21 protein-coding genes and 2 riboswitches are annotated in these 22,866 nt (G+C 53.1%); of the genes, 16 read left to right on the plus strand and 5 right to left on the minus strand.

The window, feature by feature from the left end; all coding sequences use genetic code 11:
• The first annotated feature begins 46 nt into the window (after positions 1-46).
• A riboswitch (cobalamin riboswitch) is annotated at positions 47-238 on the plus strand.
• A gap of 30 nt (positions 239-268) precedes the next feature.
• From AB4876_RS04815 to cobM, 11 genes are all read left to right on the plus strand, one after another.
• Positions 269-421, plus strand: a complete 153-nt coding sequence (locus tag AB4876_RS04815; protein ID WP_368380515.1) for a hypothetical protein — start codon at positions 269-271, stop codon at positions 419-421.
• A 142-nt stretch (positions 422-563) separates the two neighbouring features.
• Positions 564-1,898: a cobyrinic acid a,c-diamide synthase CobB gene (locus AB4876_RS04820; protein WP_368380516.1), complete on the plus strand. Its 1,335-nt coding sequence runs from the start codon at positions 564-566 to the stop codon at positions 1,896-1,898.
• Entirely contained in the window at positions 1,885-2,643 is a 759-nt protein-coding gene (locus tag AB4876_RS04825) for a hypothetical protein (protein WP_368380517.1), read from the plus strand. The genes AB4876_RS04820 and AB4876_RS04825 overlap by 14 nt, the downstream gene beginning before the upstream one ends.
• A 3-nt stretch (positions 2,644-2,646) precedes the next feature.
• Positions 2,647-3,786 carry a cobalt-precorrin-5B (C(1))-methyltransferase gene (locus AB4876_RS04830; protein WP_368380518.1) on the plus strand — a complete coding sequence of 380 codons (1,140 nt, stop codon included), beginning with the start codon at positions 2,647-2,649 and terminating at the stop codon, positions 3,784-3,786.
• Positions 3,783-4,562 (plus strand): precorrin-6A/cobalt-precorrin-6A reductase, encoded by a 780-nt coding sequence (locus AB4876_RS04835; protein WP_368380519.1) that lies wholly within the window; start codon positions 3,783-3,785, stop codon positions 4,560-4,562. The genes AB4876_RS04830 and AB4876_RS04835 overlap by 4 nt, the downstream gene beginning before the upstream one ends.
• Positions 4,563-4,582: 20 nt before the next feature.
• Positions 4,583-5,230 carry a precorrin-8X methylmutase gene (locus AB4876_RS04840; RefSeq protein WP_368380520.1) on the plus strand — a complete coding sequence of 216 codons (648 nt, stop codon included), beginning with the start codon at positions 4,583-4,585 and terminating at the stop codon, positions 5,228-5,230.
• Positions 5,230-6,567 carry a precorrin-6y C5,15-methyltransferase (decarboxylating) subunit CbiE gene (cbiE, locus tag AB4876_RS04845; RefSeq protein WP_368380521.1) on the plus strand — a complete coding sequence of 446 codons (1,338 nt, stop codon included), beginning with the start codon at positions 5,230-5,232 and terminating at the stop codon, positions 6,565-6,567. The genes AB4876_RS04840 and cbiE overlap by 1 nt, the downstream gene beginning before the upstream one ends.
• Positions 6,560-7,354: a precorrin-2 C(20)-methyltransferase gene (gene cobI, locus AB4876_RS04850; protein ID WP_368380522.1), complete on the plus strand. Its 795-nt coding sequence runs from the start codon at positions 6,560-6,562 to the stop codon at positions 7,352-7,354. Before cbiE ends, cobI begins: the two co-directional genes overlap by 8 nt.
• Positions 7,351-8,139 carry a cobalamin biosynthesis protein gene (locus tag AB4876_RS04855; RefSeq protein ID WP_368380523.1) on the plus strand — a complete coding sequence of 263 codons (789 nt, stop codon included), beginning with the start codon at positions 7,351-7,353 and terminating at the stop codon, positions 8,137-8,139. Before cobI ends, AB4876_RS04855 begins: the two co-directional genes overlap by 4 nt.
• A 6-nt stretch (positions 8,140-8,145) precedes the next feature.
• Positions 8,146-8,922: a precorrin-3B C(17)-methyltransferase gene (gene cobJ, locus AB4876_RS04860; protein ID WP_368380524.1), complete on the plus strand. Its 777-nt coding sequence runs from the start codon at positions 8,146-8,148 to the stop codon at positions 8,920-8,922.
• Between the two features lie 44 nt (positions 8,923-8,966).
• The gene (cobM, locus tag AB4876_RS04865) at positions 8,967-9,791 is read left to right on the plus strand and encodes a precorrin-4 C(11)-methyltransferase (RefSeq protein ID WP_008246587.1); all 825 of its coding nucleotides are present in this window, start codon (positions 8,967-8,969) and stop codon (positions 9,789-9,791) included.
• 22 nt (positions 9,792-9,813) lie between these two features.
• Here cobM and AB4876_RS04870 read toward each other — a convergent pair whose 3' ends face one another.
• Positions 9,814-10,968 carry a sirohydrochlorin chelatase gene (locus tag AB4876_RS04870; protein ID WP_008246589.1) on the minus strand — a complete coding sequence of 385 codons (1,155 nt, stop codon included), beginning with the start codon at positions 10,966-10,968 and terminating at the stop codon, positions 9,814-9,816.
• A 343-nt stretch (positions 10,969-11,311) separates the two neighbouring features.
• Positions 11,312-11,571, plus strand: a riboswitch (cobalamin riboswitch).
• A gap of 196 nt (positions 11,572-11,767) precedes the next feature.
• Between AB4876_RS04870 and AB4876_RS04875 the strand changes: the two genes are divergently transcribed.
• From AB4876_RS04875 to olsF, 5 genes are all read left to right on the plus strand, one after another.
• Positions 11,768-13,780: a TonB-dependent receptor gene (locus tag AB4876_RS04875; RefSeq protein ID WP_368380525.1), complete on the plus strand. Its 2,013-nt coding sequence runs from the start codon at positions 11,768-11,770 to the stop codon at positions 13,778-13,780.
• Between the two features lie 202 nt (positions 13,781-13,982).
• Positions 13,983-15,980: a sensor histidine kinase gene (locus AB4876_RS04880; protein WP_368380526.1), complete on the plus strand. Its 1,998-nt coding sequence runs from the start codon at positions 13,983-13,985 to the stop codon at positions 15,978-15,980.
• A complete protein-coding gene (locus tag AB4876_RS04885; protein WP_368380527.1) occupies positions 15,967-16,386 on the plus strand; it encodes a response regulator in 420 nt (139 codons plus the stop codon). Before AB4876_RS04880 ends, AB4876_RS04885 begins: the two co-directional genes overlap by 14 nt.
• A 151-nt stretch (positions 16,387-16,537) precedes the next feature.
• Positions 16,538-17,356: a UDP-2,3-diacylglucosamine diphosphatase gene (locus tag AB4876_RS04890; RefSeq protein WP_368380528.1), complete on the plus strand. Its 819-nt coding sequence runs from the start codon at positions 16,538-16,540 to the stop codon at positions 17,354-17,356.
• Positions 17,357-17,374: 18 nt separating this feature from the next.
• Positions 17,375-19,108, plus strand: coding sequence for a bifunctional ornithine lipid synthase OlsF (gene olsF / locus AB4876_RS04895; RefSeq protein ID WP_368380529.1), 1,734 nt, complete (start codon positions 17,375-17,377; stop codon positions 19,106-19,108).
• 160 nt (positions 19,109-19,268) lie between these two features.
• Here the strand turns inward: olsF and AB4876_RS04900 are convergent, their stop codons facing one another.
• The 4 genes from AB4876_RS04900 to AB4876_RS04915 all read right to left on the minus strand — a co-directional run bounded on the left by AB4876_RS04900 (position 19,269) and on the right by AB4876_RS04915 (position 22,836).
• A complete protein-coding gene (locus AB4876_RS04900; RefSeq protein WP_368380530.1) occupies positions 19,269-20,045 on the minus strand; it encodes an alpha/beta fold hydrolase in 777 nt (258 codons plus the stop codon).
• Position 20,046: 1 nt separating this feature from the next.
• Positions 20,047-21,180, minus strand: coding sequence for a M14 family zinc carboxypeptidase (locus AB4876_RS04905; RefSeq protein ID WP_368380531.1), 1,134 nt, complete (start codon positions 21,178-21,180; stop codon positions 20,047-20,049).
• A 3-nt stretch (positions 21,181-21,183) separates the two neighbouring features.
• Complete coding sequence (locus AB4876_RS04910; protein WP_301027114.1) at positions 21,184-22,245, minus strand: MJ1255/VC2487 family glycosyltransferase; 1,062 nt, start codon at positions 22,243-22,245, stop codon at positions 21,184-21,186.
• Positions 22,246-22,308: 63 nt separating this feature from the next.
• The gene (locus tag AB4876_RS04915) at positions 22,309-22,836 is read right to left on the minus strand and encodes a phosphatase PAP2 family protein (protein WP_368380532.1); all 528 of its coding nucleotides are present in this window, start codon (positions 22,834-22,836) and stop codon (positions 22,309-22,311) included.
• Positions 22,837-22,866: the final 30 nt, after the last annotated feature.

Genomic DNA, 22,866 nt, shown 5'->3' on the forward strand with positions numbered 1-22,866 from the left:
GAGCCTTTGTTGCCATTTAGTCCTTTGCCTGCCTGCCTAAAGTCGCTACAATCGCCCCACCAAAGGTGCTCTGTAAAGAGATAATCGGGAAGTCTGGTGTGTATTTAAATCCAGCGCTGCCCCCGCATCGGTAATTAAGCTAGGTTCGCCATAACCACTGTGCCACGGCATGGGAAGGGGTGAGCCGAGGAGAAATCCGCTTATAAGCCCGAAGACCGGCCATTGGTTTCATTCACAGAACATCGCACGGCGGGTGCGAGGAGATTTCATGTACTCTCGGTTTTCTGCGCAATTTCCAGCGCTGGAATTCGGCTTTATTGCCGCTATTCCGCATATTCCCTCGTTTTTCATAACGCGTGTAGTTCGCGTTACTAAGCTATTCCGTTTGCCGGTCTTATTCTACACCCCGCGTTTGTTCTGAGTTTTATGGTATCGCGTCGTCGTTAATTTAACGGCGATATAAGTACATTCAGAATTTCTAAAGGAGTAGGAAATGACACTGCGTTTGCACGCCCAAATGCGGGCTATTGCGCGTTCTCGTTTAATAAAGGATGGGTTGATGTATGCCTGCTGATATTTTATGTCCGGCGGTGTTTTTGGCTGCGCCCGCCTCGGGCCAAGGTAAAACCACGATTACTGCGGCTATTGCCCGCTACCATCGCTTGCAGGGCCGCGAGGTGCGCATTTTTAAAATGGGCCCCGATTATTTAGACCCGCAAATTCTAGAGCAGGCCTCTGGCCACCCCGTGGCCCAGCTCGATCTGTGGATGGCGGGGGAGGCCTATTGCCGAGATCAGTTTTACCGCGCTGCGCAAACCGCCGATTTGATTTTGGTGGAAGGCGCCATGGGCATGTTCGACGGCGATCCCTCGAGTGCAGATTTGGCGCGCACCTTTGGCATTCCCATTGTGCTGATTATGGACGTGAAGGGCATGGCGCAAACGGCGGCGGCGCTGGCCTGTGGCCTAGCCAATTACCGCGACGACGTTGCGGTGACGGGTTTAATTGTCAATCACTGCGCTTCTGAGCGTCATCGGCAACTGATTGCCGACGCCCTGCCTGCGAGCCTGCCCTTGCTGGCGAGTTTTGCCAATACGCCGAATATTCGCCTGCCGGAACGTCATCTCGGCTTGGTGCAGGCCTGTGAAGTGCGCGAGGAGTTAGAGGCCTGCTTTAATGCCGCCGCCGAGCTGGTTGCTGCCAGTAGCTTGGCGAGCCTGCCGCCGCCGGTGAAATTTTCTGCCCAGTCAATTGCGCCACCGCCGCGCTTGCTGGCGGGGGTAAGCATTGCGATTGCGCAGGATGAAGCCTTTAGTTTTATTTACCCCGCCAATACCCAGTTGTTAACCGCGATGGGCGCCGAATTGTTATTTTTCTCGCCAATTCACGATGCTGAATTGCCCGAGGCCGACGCCCTGTGGTTGCCCGGTGGCTACCCAGAATTACACGCAGAGGCGCTGGCGGCGAATACCGCAATGCACAGGGAAATTCAGCAGTTTTACCAAAGCGGCAAAGGGATTTTGGCCGAGTGTGGCGGCTTTATGTATTGCCTAGAAAACCTCAAGGATTTAGCTGGCATTCGCCACACCATGTTGGGGCTGTTGGCTGGTCAAGCGGCCATGCGTGGCCGTGGCGGTTGCCAAGGTATGCAGAGCGCGGTATTGCCCGAGGGCGAGCTGCGCGCCCACGCCCATCATCGCTCCCAGTCAGAAAACACCCCAGAACCAATTGGCTACGGCAGGCGGCCAAAGCACCCCGCACCGGGCGAGTCCATATACCGGCAGCGGGGTTTAACCGCCTCGTATTTGCACTTGTTCTTTCCCTCGGCACCCGAGGTAATCGCCAAGGTGTTTTTGCCACATACCCAAATAAAGGATGCAGATTGTGTCAGGGATTAGTCTTTCAATTCTCGCCTTGGGTTTCTCGCTGGGCTTTGTTCACGCCATGGATGCAGATCATGTTATGGCGGTGTCGGCCTTGAGTAATCGCCATCGCGACAATGGCAAAAAGCGCGGCATAGCGGCCAATTTAGCGCTGACCTTGCGCCACTGTAGTCATTGGGCATTGGGTCATGGCGCGGTATTGCTATTGAGCGCAGGCGTGGTGTTTGGATTGGGGCTGAGCTTGCCTGCGAGCCTAGGTCACTTTGCCGAATTGGCAGTGGGCGTGGTGTTGGTCGTAATTGGCGGCTCGCTGTTGTGGCAATTACGACGGGAGCGGGTGGTGGTGTTACGTCATAAGCACCAGCACGAGCATGGCGAGCTGGAGCATGTTCACTTAGTAAAAAGCAGTACAGTGGATGATGCCTGTCCCAATTCCTCAAACTCTACAAAACACAGCGCAATGCCTGCGGCCAAAGCCCATACCCCAGTTATGGTTGGCGCACTGCACGGCTTGGCGGGCAGCGCGCCAGCCTTGGCCTTGGTGCCGTTGATTAATGATATGGCGCTATTATCGGCGCTGCTTTATGTCTTGGTTTTCTCCTGCTCGGTGTTATTGGGTATGGTGGTGTTCGGCTTGGGCCTTGGCAGTGTGCAATCGTATTTGGCCCAACGCCACAGCAATTTATTTGATTTGTTCAGGCAGGCCTTAGGCGCGGCCACGGTGGTGTTTGGCGCGGTGTGGTTTGTGCAGGCGCTATAAATTATGTGGCCAGAGAGCGCAGATGCCAGCCAAAACGCTAGCCCAGTTACGCCGCTGCGCAGCGGCTTAACCACGGGTAGCTGCGCCACAGCCTGTGCGGTAGCGGCAGCGAGAAAGTTGTTTTTCAATGAGTCGATTAGCTGCGCCAGCATTACCTTGCCCAAGGGCAAAGTAGTGGACTTGCCCATTGTGTATTTGGCCCCCGCAGGCGCAGGGGTACTGGCCAAAACCATCAAAGATGCAGGTGATGACCCCGACGTTACCCACGGCGCCACGGTGTTTGTTCATCTCGCTTTAAGCGCCAACAGCGGCATGCATTTTCGTGCCGAGCGCGGCGTGGGCACGGTGACTCGTAGTGGCTTGGCTTTGGCGGTGGGCGAGCCAGCGATTAATCCAGTGCCACGGCAAATGATTAGCCAGCATTTGCAAGGTATTGCGGCGGGAGCGGATTATCACGGCGGTTTTGATATTGGTATTGGCATAGAAAACGGCGAAGCCCTCGCCTTAAAAACCATGAATCCGCGTTTGGGGATTCTTGGTGGTTTGTCGGTACTAGGCACCAGCGGCATTGTGCGGCCGTTTTCCTGTAGCGCCTATATTGCCTCTATTCACCAAGGTATTGATGTGGCGGCGAGCAATGGCTACGGGCATATCGCCGCCAGTACCGGTAACCAAAGCGAAGATTTTATTCGCCGCCATTATCAGCTGGACGATATGGCGCTCATCGAAATGGGTGACTTTGTTGGCGCGGTTTTAAAGTACTTGCGCCGTAAGCCCACCGCCAAATTAAGTCTCTGCGGCGGCTTTGGCAAAATCAGTAAATTGGCGGCGGGGCATTTAGATTTACACAGCCGCGCCTCAAGCATCGACTTTATGCAATTGGCCGACTGGGCTGCGCAAGCAGGGGCCAATGACGCGCTTTGCAGCCAAGTAAAAACTGCTAACACCAGTATAGAGGCGCTAAACCTCTGCCATGCAGCAGGGCTAGATCTCGCTGCCATTGTCTGCAATCAAGCCCTTATTCAAGCGCGGCGCATTGTGCCGCACACCACTGAATTAGAAGTTTGGGCAATAAATCGTCGTGGTGAAGTCGTCGGCCATGCCAGTGATTTCTCGGCGAACACTACGGCACTAGCGCAATGACGATTTTAATATTGGGCGGTACCAGCGAGGCCAAGGCCATTTGCCAGCAGTTAGGCAATCTTGGCCGACCGCTGATTTATAGTCTTGCTGGCATCGTGCGTCAGTCAGTCTTGCCCTGCGAGGTCATTAGTGGCGGCTTCAGCCAATACGGCGGCTTGGCCGCGTGGTGTCAGCGGCGCGGGGTGCAGGGCATTGTCGATGCCACCCACCCCTTTGCCAGCAGAATACGCGCCAGTGCCAGCGCCGCGAGTACCGAACTAGGTATTCCCTGTTGGCGCTTTACGCGCCCGCTGTGGCTGGCGGGGCCGAATGATAATTGGCATGAGTTTAATAACTTGGCGGAGTTGCCGAGCTTGTTTAAGGCCAGTGCTCAGACAAGCCCACAGCGTATGTTTATGAGCCTAGGCAAGCTCGATAGCGAAGAATTGGCGCTGTTTAAAGATCGCCAGTTGCTGCTTATTCGCAGCGCTATTCCGCTGCAAGGCGGGCTAACAAATAACGCGTTTTGGGTGCAGGCGGTGGGGCCGTTTTCTGTGGCGGGCGAACTTGCGCTGCTGCGCAATTACGCCATTGAGGCCATCGTCTGCAAAAACAGTGGCGGCGCCGCAGTGGCAGCAAAATTGGCGGCGGCGCGGCAATTATCCCTGCCGGTGTATATGCAGCGGCGGCCAGAGCCTGTGCCGGGTGATGAAAGATGGTGCACAGAATTTTGTACTGAGCAGGCCTTGGTTTTAGCGCTTAAACAAAGTTATTTGGCGAATAGCCCTAATGAATAGTTTTTGGACGTGGTTTTAAAATGACATTCGATTACGAAATAGACCCGCAAGCAATAGAGCGCAATAGCTTTGCGATGATTCGCGAATTGGCTGATTTGTCGGCCTTTGACGCTGAGCAAACACAAGTCGCAATGCGGGTAATTCATAGCGCGGGTGATCCCGCATTGGCAGCGCAGCTGCGCTTTAGTGTGGGCGCTTGCGATGCTGGGCGGCGGGCCTTGGCCGCGCAGGCGCCAATACTCTGCGATGTGGAAATGCTTAAGCAGGGGCTGACCAGGCGCATGTTGGCGCGCCCAGCCCAGTGCTTTTTAAATGCCGAGGGCGTAAGTGCTATAGCCCAAGCGCGGGGCGAAACCCGCAGTATGGCGGCACTGGAGTTTTGGCGGCCACACTTAGCGGGTAGCGTGGTGATTATTGGCAATGCCCCCACGGCCTTATTTCGTTTGTTAGAAATGCTGGCGAGCGATCCGAGTTTGGGCTGCCCAGCACTGGTGATTGGTATTCCGGTGGGTTTTGTTGGCGCGGCGGAATCCAAGCAGGCGCTGTGGGATTGCCATCAAACACTCGGTATAGAGTGTATTACCCTATTGGGCCGTCAAGGTGGCAGCGCTATTGCCGCGTCGGTGTGCAATGCCCTGCTGCGCTGTAATCGCGGGGAGCTGTATTGATGCCGCTAGATAAGGCGATGCCGTCATTAAGCCGAACGCGGCTTTTCCCCGTGGATGTCATTGGCTTGGGCGTGGGTAATTCAGCTGGCGAGGAATTGCATTTAAGCGCCACCGCGCAAGCGGCACTGGGCGCTGCAGATTGGGTTATCGGCAGTGCGCGGCAATTGGCGCTGGTTGCGCCGTGGGTTGCTGAGCAGCGAGCGCGTCTGCTGCCGAAAATTCCAGAATTACTCGCCCAGCTTGAAGCAATGCCGGATAAGCGGGTGGTGGTTCTGGCCTCGGGCGATCCGCTGTACTACGGCATTGGTCGCTGTTTGATCGCCCACTTTGGCGCTGATGCGCTGCGCTTCCACGCAGGGGTATCCAGTATTCAGGCGGCTTGTCATCGCTTGGCTTTGTCGCTGCAGGATGTAGACGTACTGAGTTTGCATGGCCGTCCGGTTTCAGTTTTACGGCGTTATTTACGCGCTGGCGCGAGCTTAATGATATTGACCGACAAACACAGTCATCCCCGCCAGCTGGCCCAGCTCTGTGTGGAGTGCGGTTTTAGCCGAGCGCGAATCAGCGTGTGCGAGAACTTGGGCTACCCGCAGGAAGCGATCAGCCATTGGACTGTCACTGAATTGCTGGCGGTGGGGAGCGGGCAGCATCGCGAGTTTGCTGCGCTCCATGTCTCGGTGATTCACGCGGGTGCGGGCGGTGGCGTCTTACCGGTATTTCCTGGTATTGCCGACGCGCAGCTTTTTACCGACGGCGCCAGTGGTCAGGGCATGCTCACTAAGCGCGAAGTGCGTTTGAACATATTGTCGCTAATGCAAGTTAAGCCCAGCGATGTGGTGTGGGATATAGGCGCAGGCTGCGGTGGCGTGGCGGTAGAGTTGGCGCGCTGGGGCGGCGGGGCGCAGGTGTATGCGGTGGAATCTAATGCGCAGCGCCTAGCGTGTTTGCAGCAAAATCGGGATTACTTTGGGGTGCCAGATCACCTGCATATTATTGCGGGGCGCGCGCCTGCGGCCTTGGCTGAGTTGCCGCCAGCGACTAAGGTGTTTATCGGCGGCAGTGGTGGTGAGCTTACTCAGATTTTACAGCAAGTGTGGTCGGGTATTCCGCGTGGGGGCTGCGTGGTCGTGAGCGCGGTTACCGAGACCAGTCAGCAGTTGTTACGCCGTTTTGAACAGCAATTAGTGGCTGGCCAATATCGCAGCGAAGCCCTGCAAATTGCGGTGAGTCGCCGTGGTGAACTGGCCGGTGAACCCTGCTTTAGACCGCTATTGCCGGTGTATTTGTACCGTTTTGAAAAAACAGCGGCGCGCAGCGAGGTTATCGATAATGTCTGAGCATTTGCCGCTAACGCAAATTCCCACTCGAATTCCAGCTCCAGCCCGAGCCCCAGAAAAAGGTATTTTTTACGGGGTGGGGGTGGGGCCAGGCGACCCAGAGCTACTGACCTTAAAAGCCCATCGCTTAATTGCCCAAGCCGATGTAATTGCTTTTTTGGAGAATGCCGACGGTCACTCGCAGGCGGCTGAGATAGCGGAGGCGTCTATTCAGGCGGCTGTAGGCTCACGACTCCCCATTTACATGCCTATTTATATGCCCATTTACATGCCCATGAACCGCGACCGCGCGCTGGCAAATGCTGCCTATGACGATGCGGCGCAGCGGATTAGCGAGCAGCTAAGTGCGGGCCGTAATGTGGTGTTTTTGTGTGAGGGCGACCCGCTGTTCTTTGGTTCCTTTGCGTATTTAATGGCGCGTTTGGCTGAGGGATTTCACTGCGAAGTGGTGCCCGGCATTAGCTCGATTAATGCCGCCGCTGCTCGCAGTAAAACACCACTCGCCATGCTTGCCGAGTCGTTTGCGGTGCTTAGCGGTCGCCACGCCCCAGATGAATTACGCGCGGCCCTTGAGCGCCACGATACGGTGGTTATTTTAAAAGCGGGGCAGGCGCGGCCGCAAATTCTCGCTGCGCTGAGGGAGACGGGGCGGCAAGCCGATGCCCGCTATCTTGAATTTGTGGGGCGGCCCAATGAGCGGGTTGTCGAGGATATTAGGCAGTTGGAAGCAGTGCCGGGGCCGTATTTCTCGCTGTTTTTGGTGAGCCGTAGCGGGGCTAGGGCATGATTCGAGTTTTTGCCTTAACGCCAGCGGGAAAGTGTTTAGGTGAGCACTTACTGTCGCTGCTGCCATTGTCTGTGCTGAGCTATCGTCCCGATAATTTCGCTAGCACTGTGCAGCAGGCCTTTATGCGCGGCGAGCGTTTAATTTTAATTTGTGCGACCGGTATTGCGGTGCGCTGCTTGGCGCCGGTGCTGGTGAGCAAACATCAAGACCCCGCGGTACTGGTGTTAGATGAGCAGGGCGAGTTTGTGATTCCGCTATTGTCTGGTCACGAGGGCGGCGCCAATGATTGGGGCTTTGACGTGGCGCAGCTGCTTGGCGCGCAATGTGTGCAAACCACTGCCAAACCCTATCTCAAGCCAATTTATACCGTGGGCATGGGCTGCGAGCGGCATTGCCCCGAAGACGTCTTGACAGAGTTGCTGGCGAGCTGCCTGCAGCAAGCGGGCTTGTCGATGGCCGATATTCACAGCCTGAACAGCATTGATATTAAGGCCGACGAAATAGGTTTAATCAGTTTGGCCGCAAAGCACAGCCTGCCGTTTCAAACTTGGTCGGTGCCGCAACTCGCGACAGTAGAAGGTCTGCTTAGCCAGCGCTCGGATTATGTGTTTGCAGCGGTGGGTGTATACGGCGTGGCCGAATCCGCCGCCTTGTACGCGGCCCAAGATTGCGCCGGTGACAACCCAGAATTACTGCTAAGCAAACAGAAAAATGCCAAGGCGACCTGCGCGATAGCGCGAGCCTACCCCAAGTTGAATTCGATAGAAGCACAAAAAGGACATTGAGCGATTGTGAGTAAATTATATTTAGTAGGTATGGGCCCAGGCGACGAGCGCTTGATTACGCCGCTGGCTAGCGCCGTTATCGCCCAGTGTAGCGACGTGGTGGCCTACGGCTTGTATTTGGATTTGCTGGCAGACATGACCACCGGTAAACGCTGCCATGATTTGCCCTTGGGCGAGGAGATTGGTCGGGCGCGTTTGGCGCTAGATCTTGCCGCCAGTGGCAAGGCCACGGCGCTGGTGTCCAGTGGTGATATTGGTATTTACGCCATGGCCACCTTGGTGTTTGAGCTATTAGATCAGCAGCTTAACGGCGCAGAGCATCACCCCGAATGGCTGGCGGTCGATATTGAAGTGGTGCCAGGTATTTCGGCCATGCAGGCCGCGGCGAGCCGTGTTGGCGCCATGTTAGGCCACGATTTTTGCACAATCTCGCTCTCTGATTTACTCACGCCTTGGCAAGTGATTGAACAACGTTTACACGGCGCTGGCAGCGGCGATTTTGTGGTGTCTTTTTATAATCCGGTATCTAAAAAACGGGACTGGCAGCTGAATACTGCCCGCGACATTTTATTGCAGTACCGCCCTGCAAGTACGCCCGTGGTAATCGGCCGCCAGCTCACGCGCAGCGACGAAGATATTCGTTTTACGTGCTTGGGCGATCTTAAGGCCGGCGACGTTGATATGTTCACCTTGGTGTCGGTGGGCAATCGCGAAACCCGTCATATTGTTAACGGCCGTAAAGAATGGATTTACACGCCTCGCGGTTATGCCAGCAAAGCGTAAATTTTACGACTGGCTTGCTTAAAGATTTTTAAAAAGGAAACGCTGTGAAAGTATTTTTTATAGGCGCCGGCCCCGGCGACCCAGAGTTAATCACGGTAAAAGGCCAGCGCTTAATCAGTGCCTGTCCGGTGTTGCTTTACGCTGGTTCATTGGTGCCCACCGATATTTTTGCTGGACGGCAAGGCGATGCCCTGCGGATTGTCGATACCGCGTCTTTAGACCTTGATGAAATCATGGCACATATTTCTTGGGCCAGTGAGGAGGGCCATGATGTGGCGCGGATTCACTCCGGCGACCCCTCGGTTTACGGCGCCATCGGCGAGCAAATCCGCCGCTTGCAGGCCCTAAATATTGACTATGAGATTATTCCCGGCGTGACCGCAACCTCGGCCTCGGCGGCGTGGCTCGGCAAGGAGTTAACCCTATCTGGGGTGTCGCAAACCATTATTCACACCCGCTACGAAGGCAAAACCCCATTTCCCGAGCGCGAGCGACTGCCTGCCTTGGCCGCCAGCGGCGCGACTTTGGCGATTCATTTGGGGGTGACCCGTATTCATAAAATTGTGGAGGAGCTAATTCCCCACTACGGCGCCGACTGCCCAGTGGCAGTTTGCTACCGCACCTCCTGGCCGGATCAAGATAAAGTTGTTGGCACCTTAAGCGATATTGTTGCCAAGGTGCGCGACAAGAAATTTACCCGCACCAGTTTGATTTTAGTGGGCTGGGTTTTGGCCAGTGAAGACTTTAGCGACTCGTATTTATACGACCACGATAAGGCCCATGTGTATCGCCCCAAAGTTAAGCCCGCTCGTCTGCGCGATGTGAATAGCAGCGCCGCCCATCCCAGCTTAAAACAGCCGGTGCTTTAAGTTTGGAATGGGCCGAATGGTGTTAAGCAGACCGCTTCTTGCAGGCAGGTATACCGTCTAGGGCGGGCTTGCGCGCCTGCTCTTCGGCAATGAGTTCTGCTGGGAATTGGCTCATAAAACAGCAGCAGACATTGTCGTTAATCATGGTGCGGGGGCCGTGGGGATGGGCGATATGTTGGTAGCGGGCATGGCTATGGCCATGTTCATGTTGCTTTTCATATTCATGGGAATGCTCGTGCTCATGTGAATGACTGTGGGGGTGATCGTGATCGTGACTGTGCTGATACGCTGCATTGGGTTCTTGGTATTCGGCGTGGTGGTGATGTAAGTCAACTTCGCCTCGGGCGAGCCGAGCGCTAAAGTCGGCGAGTAGACCGGTTTGTTGTTGGCTGCCGTTCATGGTTTCGGCAAAGCGGGCCACAAAGGTATCGATGACTTTGGGGTGGTCGCGGAGATAATCGGCTTTGATGAACTGCACCTCGGGCTGTTCGGCGGCGACTTTATCAATATAGCTGTGAATGCGGTCAATAAGCCGGCCGCCAAACAAGAAGTAAGGAGCGACAACAATTTTTTTAAAGCCGAGCTTGCAGGCCATTTCTAAGCCCCGGCCAACCGAGGGAAAGGTGACGCCAGAGTAGACCGTCTCGGACCAGCCGAAGCCCAGGCTCTCGGCGGCGATACGGCAGAGCTTGGCGGCGTCGGCATTGGCATTAACGACCGAGGTGCCGCGACCGACGACCACCAGCATGGTGTCGTAGAGGGCGCCGGGGGCGGGAATCTCAGTGTGGCCAAGAGAATTGAGAATGCGCTGCTGAAAGGCGGCAATCATATTGCTGTGTAGGCCCAGTTCACGGCCGTAGTGAATATGCAGATCTGGGTGCTTTTGCTGGTAACTGGTGAGTACCGAGGGAATATCGTTCTGGGCGTGGGTGGCGGCAAACAGCATACCGGGAACGGCGTAAATGGTTTTTACACCTTGCTCGCGAAGCGCGTCGAGGGCCATGTGAATATTGGGCGCGGAATACTCTAAAAAGCCGTATTCGATTTTGAGTTTGGGGTAGCGCTGGCGCAGGTTTTTAGCGAGTAGGCTAAATTCCTGCTCAGCGATTTTGGCGCGGCTGCCGTGACCACAGATAAGTAAGCCGCAATTGTTGGGCAGGTTTTCTAAATTCGTCATGCGGGTGTCCATTGCGTAGAAGTGATTGAAGTAAAAGGATTGATGTAACTGATTAGCATTGAGGGATTAAGTTTGTTGATGGCGCGTAAATAAATTAATTTTTTAATAGATTTGTACTTGAATGGCTCCATATTGTTGGAGGGATTTGTGTCGTCTTTAGTTTTTGTTTTGAGAGCGGTTGGATTGTTGCGTGTTGTGCTTTTTAGGTAAAAATAGTTTTTATTTACAGGCATTTAATTCGGTTTTTGGGTTTCGATACCATATTGTTTCATTTATTTTTGGCGGTTTAAAGTAACTTTTTTAAATAGTTTTTTTTGATGAATTTAAATATTACTTAGGTTAAAGTCGCTGCGCATTTTTAGGTTCCAAGGTGATATTTTCACCGTAGCGATTAATAGGGAATTCAGTGCGTAAAATTGACTTTCGGTTTTGCGAGATTAATTGAAGCTGTCCCCGCAACTGTATGCGATGAGTGCTAATCACGGCCACTGAGTAAGGTGTTGTCACTGAACTTGGGAAGGCGATTAGCGCATTTTCTGGCGTTTTCTTAAACGCGTAGAATGAAGTCGTGAGCCAGTAGACCTGCCTGATATGCATTTACCTGATGGTCGGGGTGTGCAATCAGGCGAGTATAATCAGAGTCATTTCTGTGGCTTCTGCTATTTCCTCGTTAATTTCCCGCCGCCATTGAGATTGTTGCAATCAAGAGGCGATTCCTTTGAAAAATTCGATATTTAATCCGCTAGTAATAAGTTGTTTTGTCTTTGCATGTCCAGCATACGCGGCTGGCTTGAGTGGTGTGAGCGAGCGCAGCGCTGGTCAGCTTGAAGAAGTGCAGGTTACAGGTAGCTCGCTCGCCAATAGGGGGCTAGCCGACGCTGAGGCTGCTTCGGTAGGTACGGTTCTGGCAGCGCAAATTGCGCACCGCCCAGCGCTGCGTCCCGCCGAGTTATTAGAAACCATACCGGGTATGGTGGTGACCCAGCACAGCGGTGACGGCAAGGCGAATCAATATTTTTTGCGGGGCTTTAATTTGGATCACGGCAGCGACTTTGCTAATTATGTCGACGGCATGCCCATCAATATGGTGAGTCACGGTCATGGCCAAGGTTATACCGATCTTAATTTTTTAATTCCCGAATTGGTCGACCGCATTGTTTATCGCAAAGGTCCCTATTATGCCGAGGCGGGGGATTTTTCCTCGGCGGGTACAGCGCGAACATCTTATGCGCGGGCTATGGCAAATCAGACCGTGAAACTTACCGCGGGCGAAAACGATTATGCGCGTCTCTTGGCCTTTGGCGGAGTGGCGGCGGCAGATGGCCAGCTGGTTTATGCTTTTGAGTCTCAGCAAAACGACGGCCCATGGCAGCTGCCAGAGGGCTTTGATAAAGCCAATGGTGTATTGAAATACAGCGGTGGTGATCGCAAGCAAGGTTATTCGCTGACGGCCATGGCCTATGAAGCGGATTGGACCTCGACAGATCAGATTCCCCAGCGCCTAGTGGCTGAGGGCAGCGTGGATCGCTATGGTTCCCTAGATGACAGCACGGGTGGCGACACCCACCGCTATAGCCTGTCGGCTGAAATTTGGTCGGTATTGAACGATGGTCTGAATCTGCAAAGTCAATTTTACGTGGTGGATTATGCGCTGCGTTTAAGCTCTAACGCGAGTTATTACTCCCGCGATAACAGTGACGACCCCGAGGTGCGCGGTGACCAATTTACCCAATTCGATAATCGCCTGACTCTCGGCGGCCAGCTAGATTTTACGCAGGCCCTAAGCGCGGTACATGAATTGCGCTACGGCGGTGAATGGCGACTGGACGATATTAACGACGTGGGTGTGGGCTTTAGCCAGCGAGGCCTAATATACGATCTGTTTGCCAGCGCGGCGGTGGAAGAGCAGGCGCTCGGTGTATACAGCAGCGTACACAGCCAATGGACGGCGTGGTTTGCCTCAATCGCGGGTTTGCGCTACCAAACCATTGATGTGGCGGTAGCCGATAAGCTTGACGCGACGGCGGGTGGCAGCGACCGCGAGGCCTTGTTGTCGCCCAAATTATCACTGCGCTTTGGCCCATTCGCGACCACGGAGTTCTTCATTAATTATGGCGAGGGCTTTCACAGCAATGATGCGCGGGGTGTAGTGAGAAGGGAAAGTGCAGTGCCGCTGATATCTTCGTCGGTCGGCTATGAATTGGGGATGCGCAGCTTGCTGGCCAATGATATTCAGCTGTCGGTGGTGGCGTTTCGTTTAGATTTAGATTCAGAGTTGGTGTTTGTTGGCGATGAGTCGACAACCGAACCTCGGGATGCCAGCCGTCGCCAAGGCCTTGAGGTGAGCGTATTTTATCAGCCGGTGGACTGGTTTGTATTGGATATGGATGTTGCCTCGTCGGAAACCGAGTTTAAGCAACTGCAGGTCGACGAGGGGCAGGTATTGGGCAAATATGTGCCCGACAGCGTTGAACAGGTCTTTGCTATGGGCGCGAGTATCGATTTAGATAACGGCGTGTACGGGGGGCTTAGACTGCGCTATTTCGGCCCTCGCAAGCTTACCGAAGGCGGTGATGTTGAATCGGCGGCCTCGAAGAGTGTTAATGCCAATATTGGCTATCGCTTTAAAAGTGGTATATCGCTGGGGCTTGAGGTCATTAATGCCTTGGATGAACGTGATGACGATATCACTTATTACTATGCCTCACGGACTTTATCCGAGCGCAACGCCGGTATTGAGCCCCAGCTTGACCGCCACTCGCACCCAATGGAGCCTCGTACTTATCGGGGGACATTGGCTTACCACTTTTAGTAGCTGTGCCCCAGCGATTGGGATTGGTTGTCGGGGTATTTATTTCGCTTTTATAGCGATAACTACCTATTTAATTTAGCTTGTGAGTAATAGCTATCGACGTTCATATTGCCTATAGTAAAGCAATGGGATTGTTGAGTAATTATTATTCTGCCCCGCCATCAATTACCTCGTTAGGTAATCTTACATTACGAGCTTTTATATGCCTGCTTCCGAGCATATGCCGATACTTGGCAAACGAAAAAGCATCACACGGCGCATCCTGTTTCCACTGGTTGCGCTTATTGTGCTCAGTAATGCGGTAATTATCTCCATTATTATGAGCCAATTAGATCAGCAATTGCTCGATGCTACTGAACAGAATCTAATTAATGAGTCTGAGTTACAGGCGGTGCAGTTTCGCGCCAATATGTTGGAGCTGGTTAGAGATTTGCGGTTTATTGCGGGCACCCCGCCTATACAAGGCCTGATTCGAGCAGAAAGAAATGGAGGTATAGACCCTCGCGACGGATCGACTTTTCAGGAGTGGGTGTCGCGGCTGGGAGTTATATTTACCGAGATGCTCAAAGCTAAGCCCAAATTACAAATTCGTTTCATTCGTGCCAACGGACTTGAGCAGGTTCGGGTGGACCGCTTTGGTCCCAATGGCAGTATTCGCACTGTTGCTCAGCCCGAGTTACAGGACAAAAGTCAGACCCGCTATTTTATTGAAACTATTGGTTTAAGTCGTGGCAGCGTGTACTTGTCTGATATCGAGTTAAATCGCGAATTTGGCGAGATTGTACTGCCTTTGCAACCGGTTATTCGCGCAGCTATGCCAATCTATAGCGATGAAGGCGACTTGTTCGGCATAGTTATTATTAACCACAATCTTCAGGACACGTTTGATGCGCTAAAGTCCTTATCTGGAGATGAACATCAATTTGTGATCACCAATGGCGCTGGTGACTATTTACTCCACCCCAATCCAGAGCGCAGCTTCGCATTCGAATATGGGCGTAGCAGCAATGTGCTAGATGATTTCCCCGCTGCGCAGCGTTTAATAGCTAGCCCTCAGCTTGAAGTGCTAAACGGCAAAGGGCGCTCTAAAGATCATGAATTTATCTATTCCATGCGCAGTATTGCCTACAATCCAGAAAACAATGCCGATCGCATAATAGTTGCTACTAGTCATGATTTTGAAGAAGCCTTGGCGATAAAAAGTCAAGTATTGAGTAAGATTTACCTGTTTTTGATTTTTGTCTTATTGATGTCTGGGGTTCTTGCAATCTACGTGTCGCGTCGCGTCGCGGGACCGATTGTTGCCATGCGTAATACCCTTAATAATAATGGTTTGGCAACTGAGAGCGGAGATTTACCGATTCACGACGGCGGAGAGTTGGGCGAATTGGCACGCGCTTTTGATAACTTGTTGGGAGAACTATCACAGAAACAAAAATTATTGGCCGCCGAGGTGAATGAACGCAAAGCAGCTGAGTTTGAACTGCGGATGAATAACCAAAAATTGTCTGCTGCCTATAAGGAGCTGGAGCAGTTTACTTATATTGCGTCGCACGATTTACAGGAACCGCTGTGCACGGTGCAAAGCCTCGTTGAGTTGTTTGAAGAGAACTACCGCGACAAGATGGATGAACAGGGGTTGACCTTTCTAGGTTTTATCAATGAATCCACCGCGCGGATGACCGAGTTGATTCGCGGTTTGCTGGACTACGGCCGCTTAGGTGGTGAGTCGGCAGTGAGTGAAGTAGATTGCCAAGAATTAGTGGCGGCGGTCTGTGTGGATTTGGGGTTGCGGATTGACGACGTAGGGGGGCGCATTGAGTACCATAATTTGCCGACGATTGTAGGCAAGAAAACGGAATTGCGCTTATTGTTTCAAAACTTGATTAGCAATGGTCTCAAATTTAGTCGAGAGGGTGTGCCGCCGGTAATAACCATTACCGCCGAACATAGCGCAGAGGCTTGGCAGTTCAGTGTTAGCGATAATGGTATTGGCATAGAAGCAGAGCACTTTCAGCACATATTTATGATTTTTCAGCGTCTGCATGGCCGTGATGAATTTGAAGGTAGTGGTATTGGCTTGGCCCACTGTAAAAAAGTGGTGGAGTTACACGGTGGAGAAATTTGGGTAGAATCAGAGCCTAATGTGGGCACTGTGTTCTATTTTACGCTCAGGGAAAATTGCAATGAACAAGCTTAAACGGGTGTTGCTTATAGATGACTGTAAGGCAACAAATTACATTCATCGCTTAGTGATTGAGAAATACGGCTGCGCCGAGAGTGTTGTAGACGTCACCAATGGCCGTTTGGCTCTAGATTATTTAACCACCGAAGTGGATGGCTACTACCCCAAGCCAGAGTTGGTTTTTTTAGATATTAATATGCCTGTGATGAATGGCTGGCAGTTTTTGGAAAAATACGCCGCTCTATCTACAGCGCAGCAAGCTGGTGTGGTAGTGGTAATGCTGACTACATCATTAAACCCCGACGATGCATTGTTGGCAGAGAGTAAAGTAGAGGTTAAAGCCTTTTCAAGTAAACCGCTAACTGAGAAAAAGTTGGAAGAAGTACTCGCGGCGCATTACCCTCAGGTGATGAAAACGTAAATCGCCTCTATCTCACGATTACTCCTCTATTACGAATGTTTGAGTTCAGTGTGACTCGAGCTTTCTGTCATAAAACTGTCCTTTTTTAGTCCCGCTATTGTCACAGTAAAGCCCTAGTCTTGCCCTAAATAGGCAAAGAGGATGTATACGGGTGGAGCTAAGACAGCGTTATAAAACTGTTTGGTTATCTGATATTCACCTCGGCTTTAAAGATTGCCGAGCGGACTATCTTCTCGATTTTTTAGCCAAAACAGAGTGCGAAACCTTGTACTTGGTTGGCGATGTTGTCGATCTTTGGGCACTAAAGCGCAGCTTGTACTGGCCAAAAAGTCACTATGAGGTGGTTCGCAGCTTATTCAAAAAAGCCAGCACGGGCACTCGAGTTGTGTACATCCCTGGCAATCACGACGAGCCCCTGCGGGACTATGTTGGCCATATTCTCGGTCCCATCGAAATTAAACGCGAAGCTATTCATACCACGGTTGCCGGTAAGCGATTGCTGATGTTTCACGGCGACTGCCTCGACGAGCACATGCGTTTAAGTAAGTGGGAAGATCTAGTTGGCGATGCCGCCTACGATTTACTGCTGTTTCTCAATCGCTGGGCCAATTTTGGACGTCGCCGCTTTGGGCGCAATTACTGGTCTTTGGCTACCTATATAAAACAGCGCATTCCCAACGCCCGCCAAGTGATTAGCGTGTTTGAAGAAGCAGCTATTCGGGAAGCCTCTCGGCGCGGACTAGACGGAGTGGTGTGTGGCCATATTCATCAGCCGGCGCTTAAGAAAGTGAAGGGTTTGCTGTACTGCAATGACGGCGACTGGATCGAAAACTGCACCCTGCTAGGTGAGACCTATGATGGCACTTTGGAGTTACTGCAGTGGACAGAACATCAAACCCTGCTGCAGAGCATGACCGGCAATGGCGGCCGGGCAACCGCCGATGTTCTGCCTATGCGTCGCGTCGGTTAATCAATAGGAGTTAATAATATGATATCGGTTGATTCAGTCATTGATGAGCAGTTTCCCCGGATATCTAAGGGTAGCCCGCGCATTAAAAAAACCTTAGCGGCCTTGCTTAAATACCTATTTCACGAGGCCGAATTTAAACAGTTTGAGCGCGACTACCCCTACCTGCAGGGGCTCGACTTTGTTGAAAAGGGTTTAGAATTTTTTGATTTTGGTTACGCGGTAAGCGCACTAGATAAAGAGCGCATTCCGGTGACTGGCCGTGTGGTGATTATCTCCAATCATCCTATTGGCAGTTTAGATGGATTAGCGCTCTTGAAATTGGTGTCTGAAGTGCGCTCAGACGTAAAGGTGGTTGCCAATGAATTGCTTTATGCCATAAAACCACTGCGCAGCTTATTACTGCCGGTTGATAATATGAGTGGCAAGCGTAACCGCAAAGAAAACTTGCAGGCTATTCACGGCCATTTAAATGACGAAGGCGCAGTGATTATTTTCCCCGCTGGCGAGGTCTCTCGGTTTAGCCCCTCAGGAGTGCGCGACGGCCGCTGGCGCAATGGTTTTATTAAGTTTGCCGCTAAGGCAAAAGCCCCCATTTTACCTGTGCATATTAACGCCCGTAATTCGGTGTTTTTCTATGCGCTTTCGCTGCTGGCCAAGCCCTTGTCGACCCTGTGGTTGATTCGCGAAATGTTCAAACAAAATAACCGCACGGTGCGAGTTACTATTGGCTCGGCAGTTGAGTATGAGGTATATCAAAATTTACCCGTGACCGCGCCAGCTAAGGCACGCTTATTCAAGAAACATTTGTATAAGCTCGGTCGGCGTAAGCGCGGTGGCGAACCCTGCTTTATGCCAGTGGCGCAGGCGGTGGCTCACCCAGAAGACCGACAGGAGCTGCGCACTGCGATTCGCCGCTGCGACCATTTAGGCAGCACCCGCGACGGTATGGAAATTTACTGCTATCAATACAGCGGCGACTGCACCGTGATGCGCGAAATTGGCCGCCTGCGCGAAGTGAGTTTTCGCGCTGTTGGCGAAGGCACCGGTCGCCGCCGCGACGTTGATGGCTTCGATGCCTACTACGACCACATTGTGCTCTGGGACGAAAACCAATTAGAGCTAGTGGGTGCCTACCGGCTAAAGCGCATTGCCAGTCTTGATGATGGCCAAACTTTGTACAGCGAATCCTTATTCGATTATCAGATTCCCTACGCCGAAGAGTATTTTGAACATGGCGCCGAGCTTGGTCGCAGCTTTGTGCAGCCGCGCTACTGGGGCCGTAACGGCCTAGACTATTTATGGCAGGGGCTGGGCACCTATTTGCAGCGCTACCCAGAAGTGCGCTATTTGTTTGGGCCGGTGAGCTTAAGCGACAGTTTGCCCCGCGCGGCGAAAGACCTGTTGATACCCTTTTATCAAACCCACTTTCCCACAACGCAGGTATGGGCCAATGCTAAAAGCCCCTACCGTCCAGAGACCGCGAATATCAATTTTACCGGCGAGGATTACCGCGAAGAGTTTACGCAGCTAAAACAAGAGCTCGCAGACCTGTCGTGCTCGGTACCCACCTTGTTTAAACAATACACGGAGCTGTGCGAACCCGGCGGCGTAAGCTTTGCAGCGTTTAATGTTGATCCCGACTTTGCTGATTGTATTGATGGCTTGGTGTTGGTGGATATTACGAAAATGAAAGCGGCAAGGCGGAAACGGTATTTGGGGGACGACGTCGGACGTCAGGCGTCTGAAGTCTGACAACGCTGGAGACGCTTGACGGGAGACGGAAAGCGCTAATATATGGGACGCGTGGATTTTGTATTTTCCGCATCCCGTTGAGTATTATACCTTCCGTGGACTGGCGTCCGACGTCAGACATCCGGCGCGCATTTAAGCGTCTCCCATCTCCCGTCCAGCATTAAGCATTCCTCTTAAACACTTCAATCAACCACGCCGGATCATCAATTGGCAGGTCGTGGCCAGCGTTATTATGCAATACAAGTGGCCAGCGGTATTTTGCCGCCAAGTATTCACTGCAGTGATAAGAAACCATATGGTCGGCGCGGCTGCTAATGAGTAACTGCGGTGCGCCGGATATTGTCGCGGGAGCCTGATAGCGGGCGGCGGCGAATAGCTGGCGTAGCACATTTGCTTTTGTTATTGGCCGCGCAGTACTTATTTGGCACCAATCTTTTAACAGCTCTGGGTCATTGGAATGGCAATTACTCACCATGGCTAAGGCGGCGCGCTCGCGTTTAATAAGGCTGGGCGCGAGCAGTGCGCCGAGGGCGGGGCCTAACGATTTGATCTGTAGGCGTTGAAACAAGGGGCAGTCGCCGGTACTGGTATTGATGAAAATTATTTTGGCGATCTGCTCTGGGCTATTCGCCAGCCAGTCTAGTGCGACCATGCCGCCCAGCGAGAGGGCGATTATGCCAAATGGCTTGGTGCTGTTTTGAAGGGGGTGGGGGAGCCGCGTTTGCACGTCGCGACGAATAGCGCTGATATTGCGTGGCGATTGCCGCTGGTACTCGCTGCCAAAGCCGGGTAGGTCAATAGCGTGGCAATTCCAGTCCAACTCTGCCTCGCAACGGCTGAGAAAATCTCCCCAGTGAGCGTGCTCGCGACTTAAACCGCGCAAAAATACCCAGTCTTTAATCGGTGCTTCAATAGTGCTTTGAATGTGGTTTGCCATGTTAAAGCTGTCGGTACCAGAGGCTTTGCGCCATTTGCTGCATTTCTCGGGCCTGTTCGCCGTGGGGCTGCCAGTGCTCAATATTGCGGGCGGCCGCTAGGATAAAATCGATAAGCAGTAAGTGGCCGCGCAATACGCGGGCGTGGCGGTGGGGTACGGTGGGGTTAAATAAACCAGCAAAGCTGAATAATTGCTGAGGGTGTTTTTTAATCCACAGCCAAGAGCCCATTTCTAAGGTTAGCGGCAGTAGGCTAATGCCCTCGCTGCGGCAGCGCTGGTGAAAGTAGTCCCAGATGTCGCCGTGGCTGAGGTAGTGCATGGCCTGGGGCCCAAAAATATAATTGTGGTGGGGAAAGTTGCGCTCCCACAATAGCTTTAGCGCCACGTAGCTGCCGATGTCGGCGATGGGTTGGCGACGGTAGGCGTAGGGGATCCAAATATGGTCTTGAAAGCCAAAGCCAGAGTGAAAGTCTATGGCAATCGTCGGACGGCCGACACGGCAGTGCCGCCCAATTACATTTTGCAGCGCAACAAATTCGGGTTCAAAGTCGTCTTCGCGCCGGCCTCGATACCAAGGTATTTTTCGCGACAGGCGTTGGCCGCCAACGAGGAAGGGTACTTTGTCTTCGGCGTCGATGGGGGCGTGGCGATTGATGTCTATTCCATTGGGGTTGCAGCGCGAATCCCTGAGCATGCCACCGGGGTTGACGATGGGCAGGGCGACAATACAGATTTCTTCGTCGAATTGGCGGCGCCAGTGGCTGTCCCAGCGACAGCGCTCAATGACGCTCTCTAGCCACGCTAGCAAAACTTGGGTGCCAATACGTTCCACGCCGTGAATGCCGGCAATGAGCAATAGGCAGTGCTTGGCGGTGTCTGGATTACCTATGACCAGCGACGTGAGTGGCAGGGTGAATTCGTCAACCTCAATCAGGGCTTCAGTGCGGCTGCTGATCAGCGCGCCGGCTTGGCGGCAGAGCTGCTCCAGCGACAGCAGCTCAGACAGGCGCCGATGCAGGCGGCCACGGCAGGCGTCCATAACGGTGGTGAGATCGGGCAGCGCGGGGCCGACGGGCTCTTCGGCAGGGGTGTCGCTGGTGGCGTCAAAATCAGTATAAATTTGGCTTTGCGGCATCGTTTAGCCAGCCACAGCGGCTGGGTAGGTCTCGCGAATAGCGCCGCTGCTCTGCCACAATTGCGCGACCAGTGCGTCGCTATTATGCCATTGCTTACTCAGTAGCCAGTCGCAAATGGCCTCGGCTACGTCGGGGTAGTATTGGGGCGCTTGCGCGGGAATGGCCTTAAGCCAGCGTTCAATATCGCTTTGGCTAAACTCGGGCATCACGGTGGCTAATTTGAGTTGCTGGAGTGCGGCGGCATTGCCGAGTTGCTCAGATTGGCCGGCCACCGGCTTGGCCAGCGCCGGTATGCCCATGTGCAGGCATTCGCTAATTAATTCAAAGCCCGCATTGCAAATAACCGCCTTGGCGCTGCACAGGTCCTTTTTAAAACCGTGCAAGCTGGTGGGGCGCTGACTAACATTGCCTAGTTCGGCATGGCTGAGCTGCGGCGCGTATTGAATGAAATGTTGGCCGCTAATATTTTGCAGCGCGGCGCTTACAATTGCTTGGTCTTCAAAAGGCAGGTAGACCAAAACATGTTCCGCCACCGTTTGGCGTTGTTCGGCGGGGTTTATAATCGGCGGCACGATGGCGGCGTTAAACCGATCCCAGTGGAGGCCAAGGCGAAATTTTGCCGGTGCAAAATAACGCATAATTAGCCGGTTGCGCAGGTCTACACCGCTTTCTGGTACGGCGGCATTGCCAAAGGCGTACTGGTGGCCAATGCCGATTACTGGCTTGTTTTGCAGGCGGCCAGCCCAAGCGGTTAAGGGCTCAAAATCGGTGATGATGGCGTCGTAGCTGCTGAGGTCGAGGCTGCGCAGGTCGCGAATAAATTGCACAGGCTGCGCTTGGAGTACGGTTTTTAAATTGCTGATACGGCCCTTGTCGGTAACAAAGGTCAGTCCCGCATAAACCTGATAATTACCAAAGGCGGCCATGTCGAAATACTGTTCGGGCGGGCGGCCGCTGAATAAATATTGGACCTCAATGCCGCGTTGGCTAAAGTGGTGAGCCATCATTCTGGCGCGCGAGATATGGCCGTTGCCGGTTCCCTGCACACCGTAAAGCAATTTCATAGAGATTCTCTTACTGGGTAAATAAAATGCGCGAGCGCTGATGTTGGGCGCAGGCGCTGGCAGTCAGACGGTCGCAATACTGTGGCCTAAATGTGCGATGGCAATGCCGAGGCTGGCGCCGGCCAAGGTGTCGGTGGGGAAGTGAACTCCCAAAATGACGCGGGATGCACCAACGGCCGTGGCCCAAATGAATAGCGGCGCGCCGATAATGCCAAAAAACAGCACGGTCATTGTTGCCAGTAGAAAGGCGGCGGCGGTGTGGCCCGACGGAAAACTGAATTCATCTGAGGCGATGATGGCGGCGCTAAAGGCGGGAATGGCCGCCGGTGGGCGCCGTCTTCGGCAGGTGTTTTTTAATACCCAATAAGCGGGCAACCACGCGGCAAAGCTGATTAGCACTGCGCTAAAATAGGCTAAGCCCTGCTGCACTCCTGTGGCGTACACCAAGATAGGAAGGCCGAGTTGAGCGTAGCCGTCGCCAGTTTTTGATACACTGCGGGCTACACGAGATAAATGTTGCTGGTGGCGAGTATTTACGCAGGCCAGAAACATTCTCACATCGAACTGATTTATCGACTGTATTAAGCGCATAGTATGGTCCTCACACTTAAGACCATACGC

The sequence above is a fragment of the Zhongshania guokunii genome, from assembly GCF_040892635.1.
GTDB lineage: Bacteria > Pseudomonadota > Gammaproteobacteria > Pseudomonadales > Spongiibacteraceae > Spongiibacter > Spongiibacter guokunii.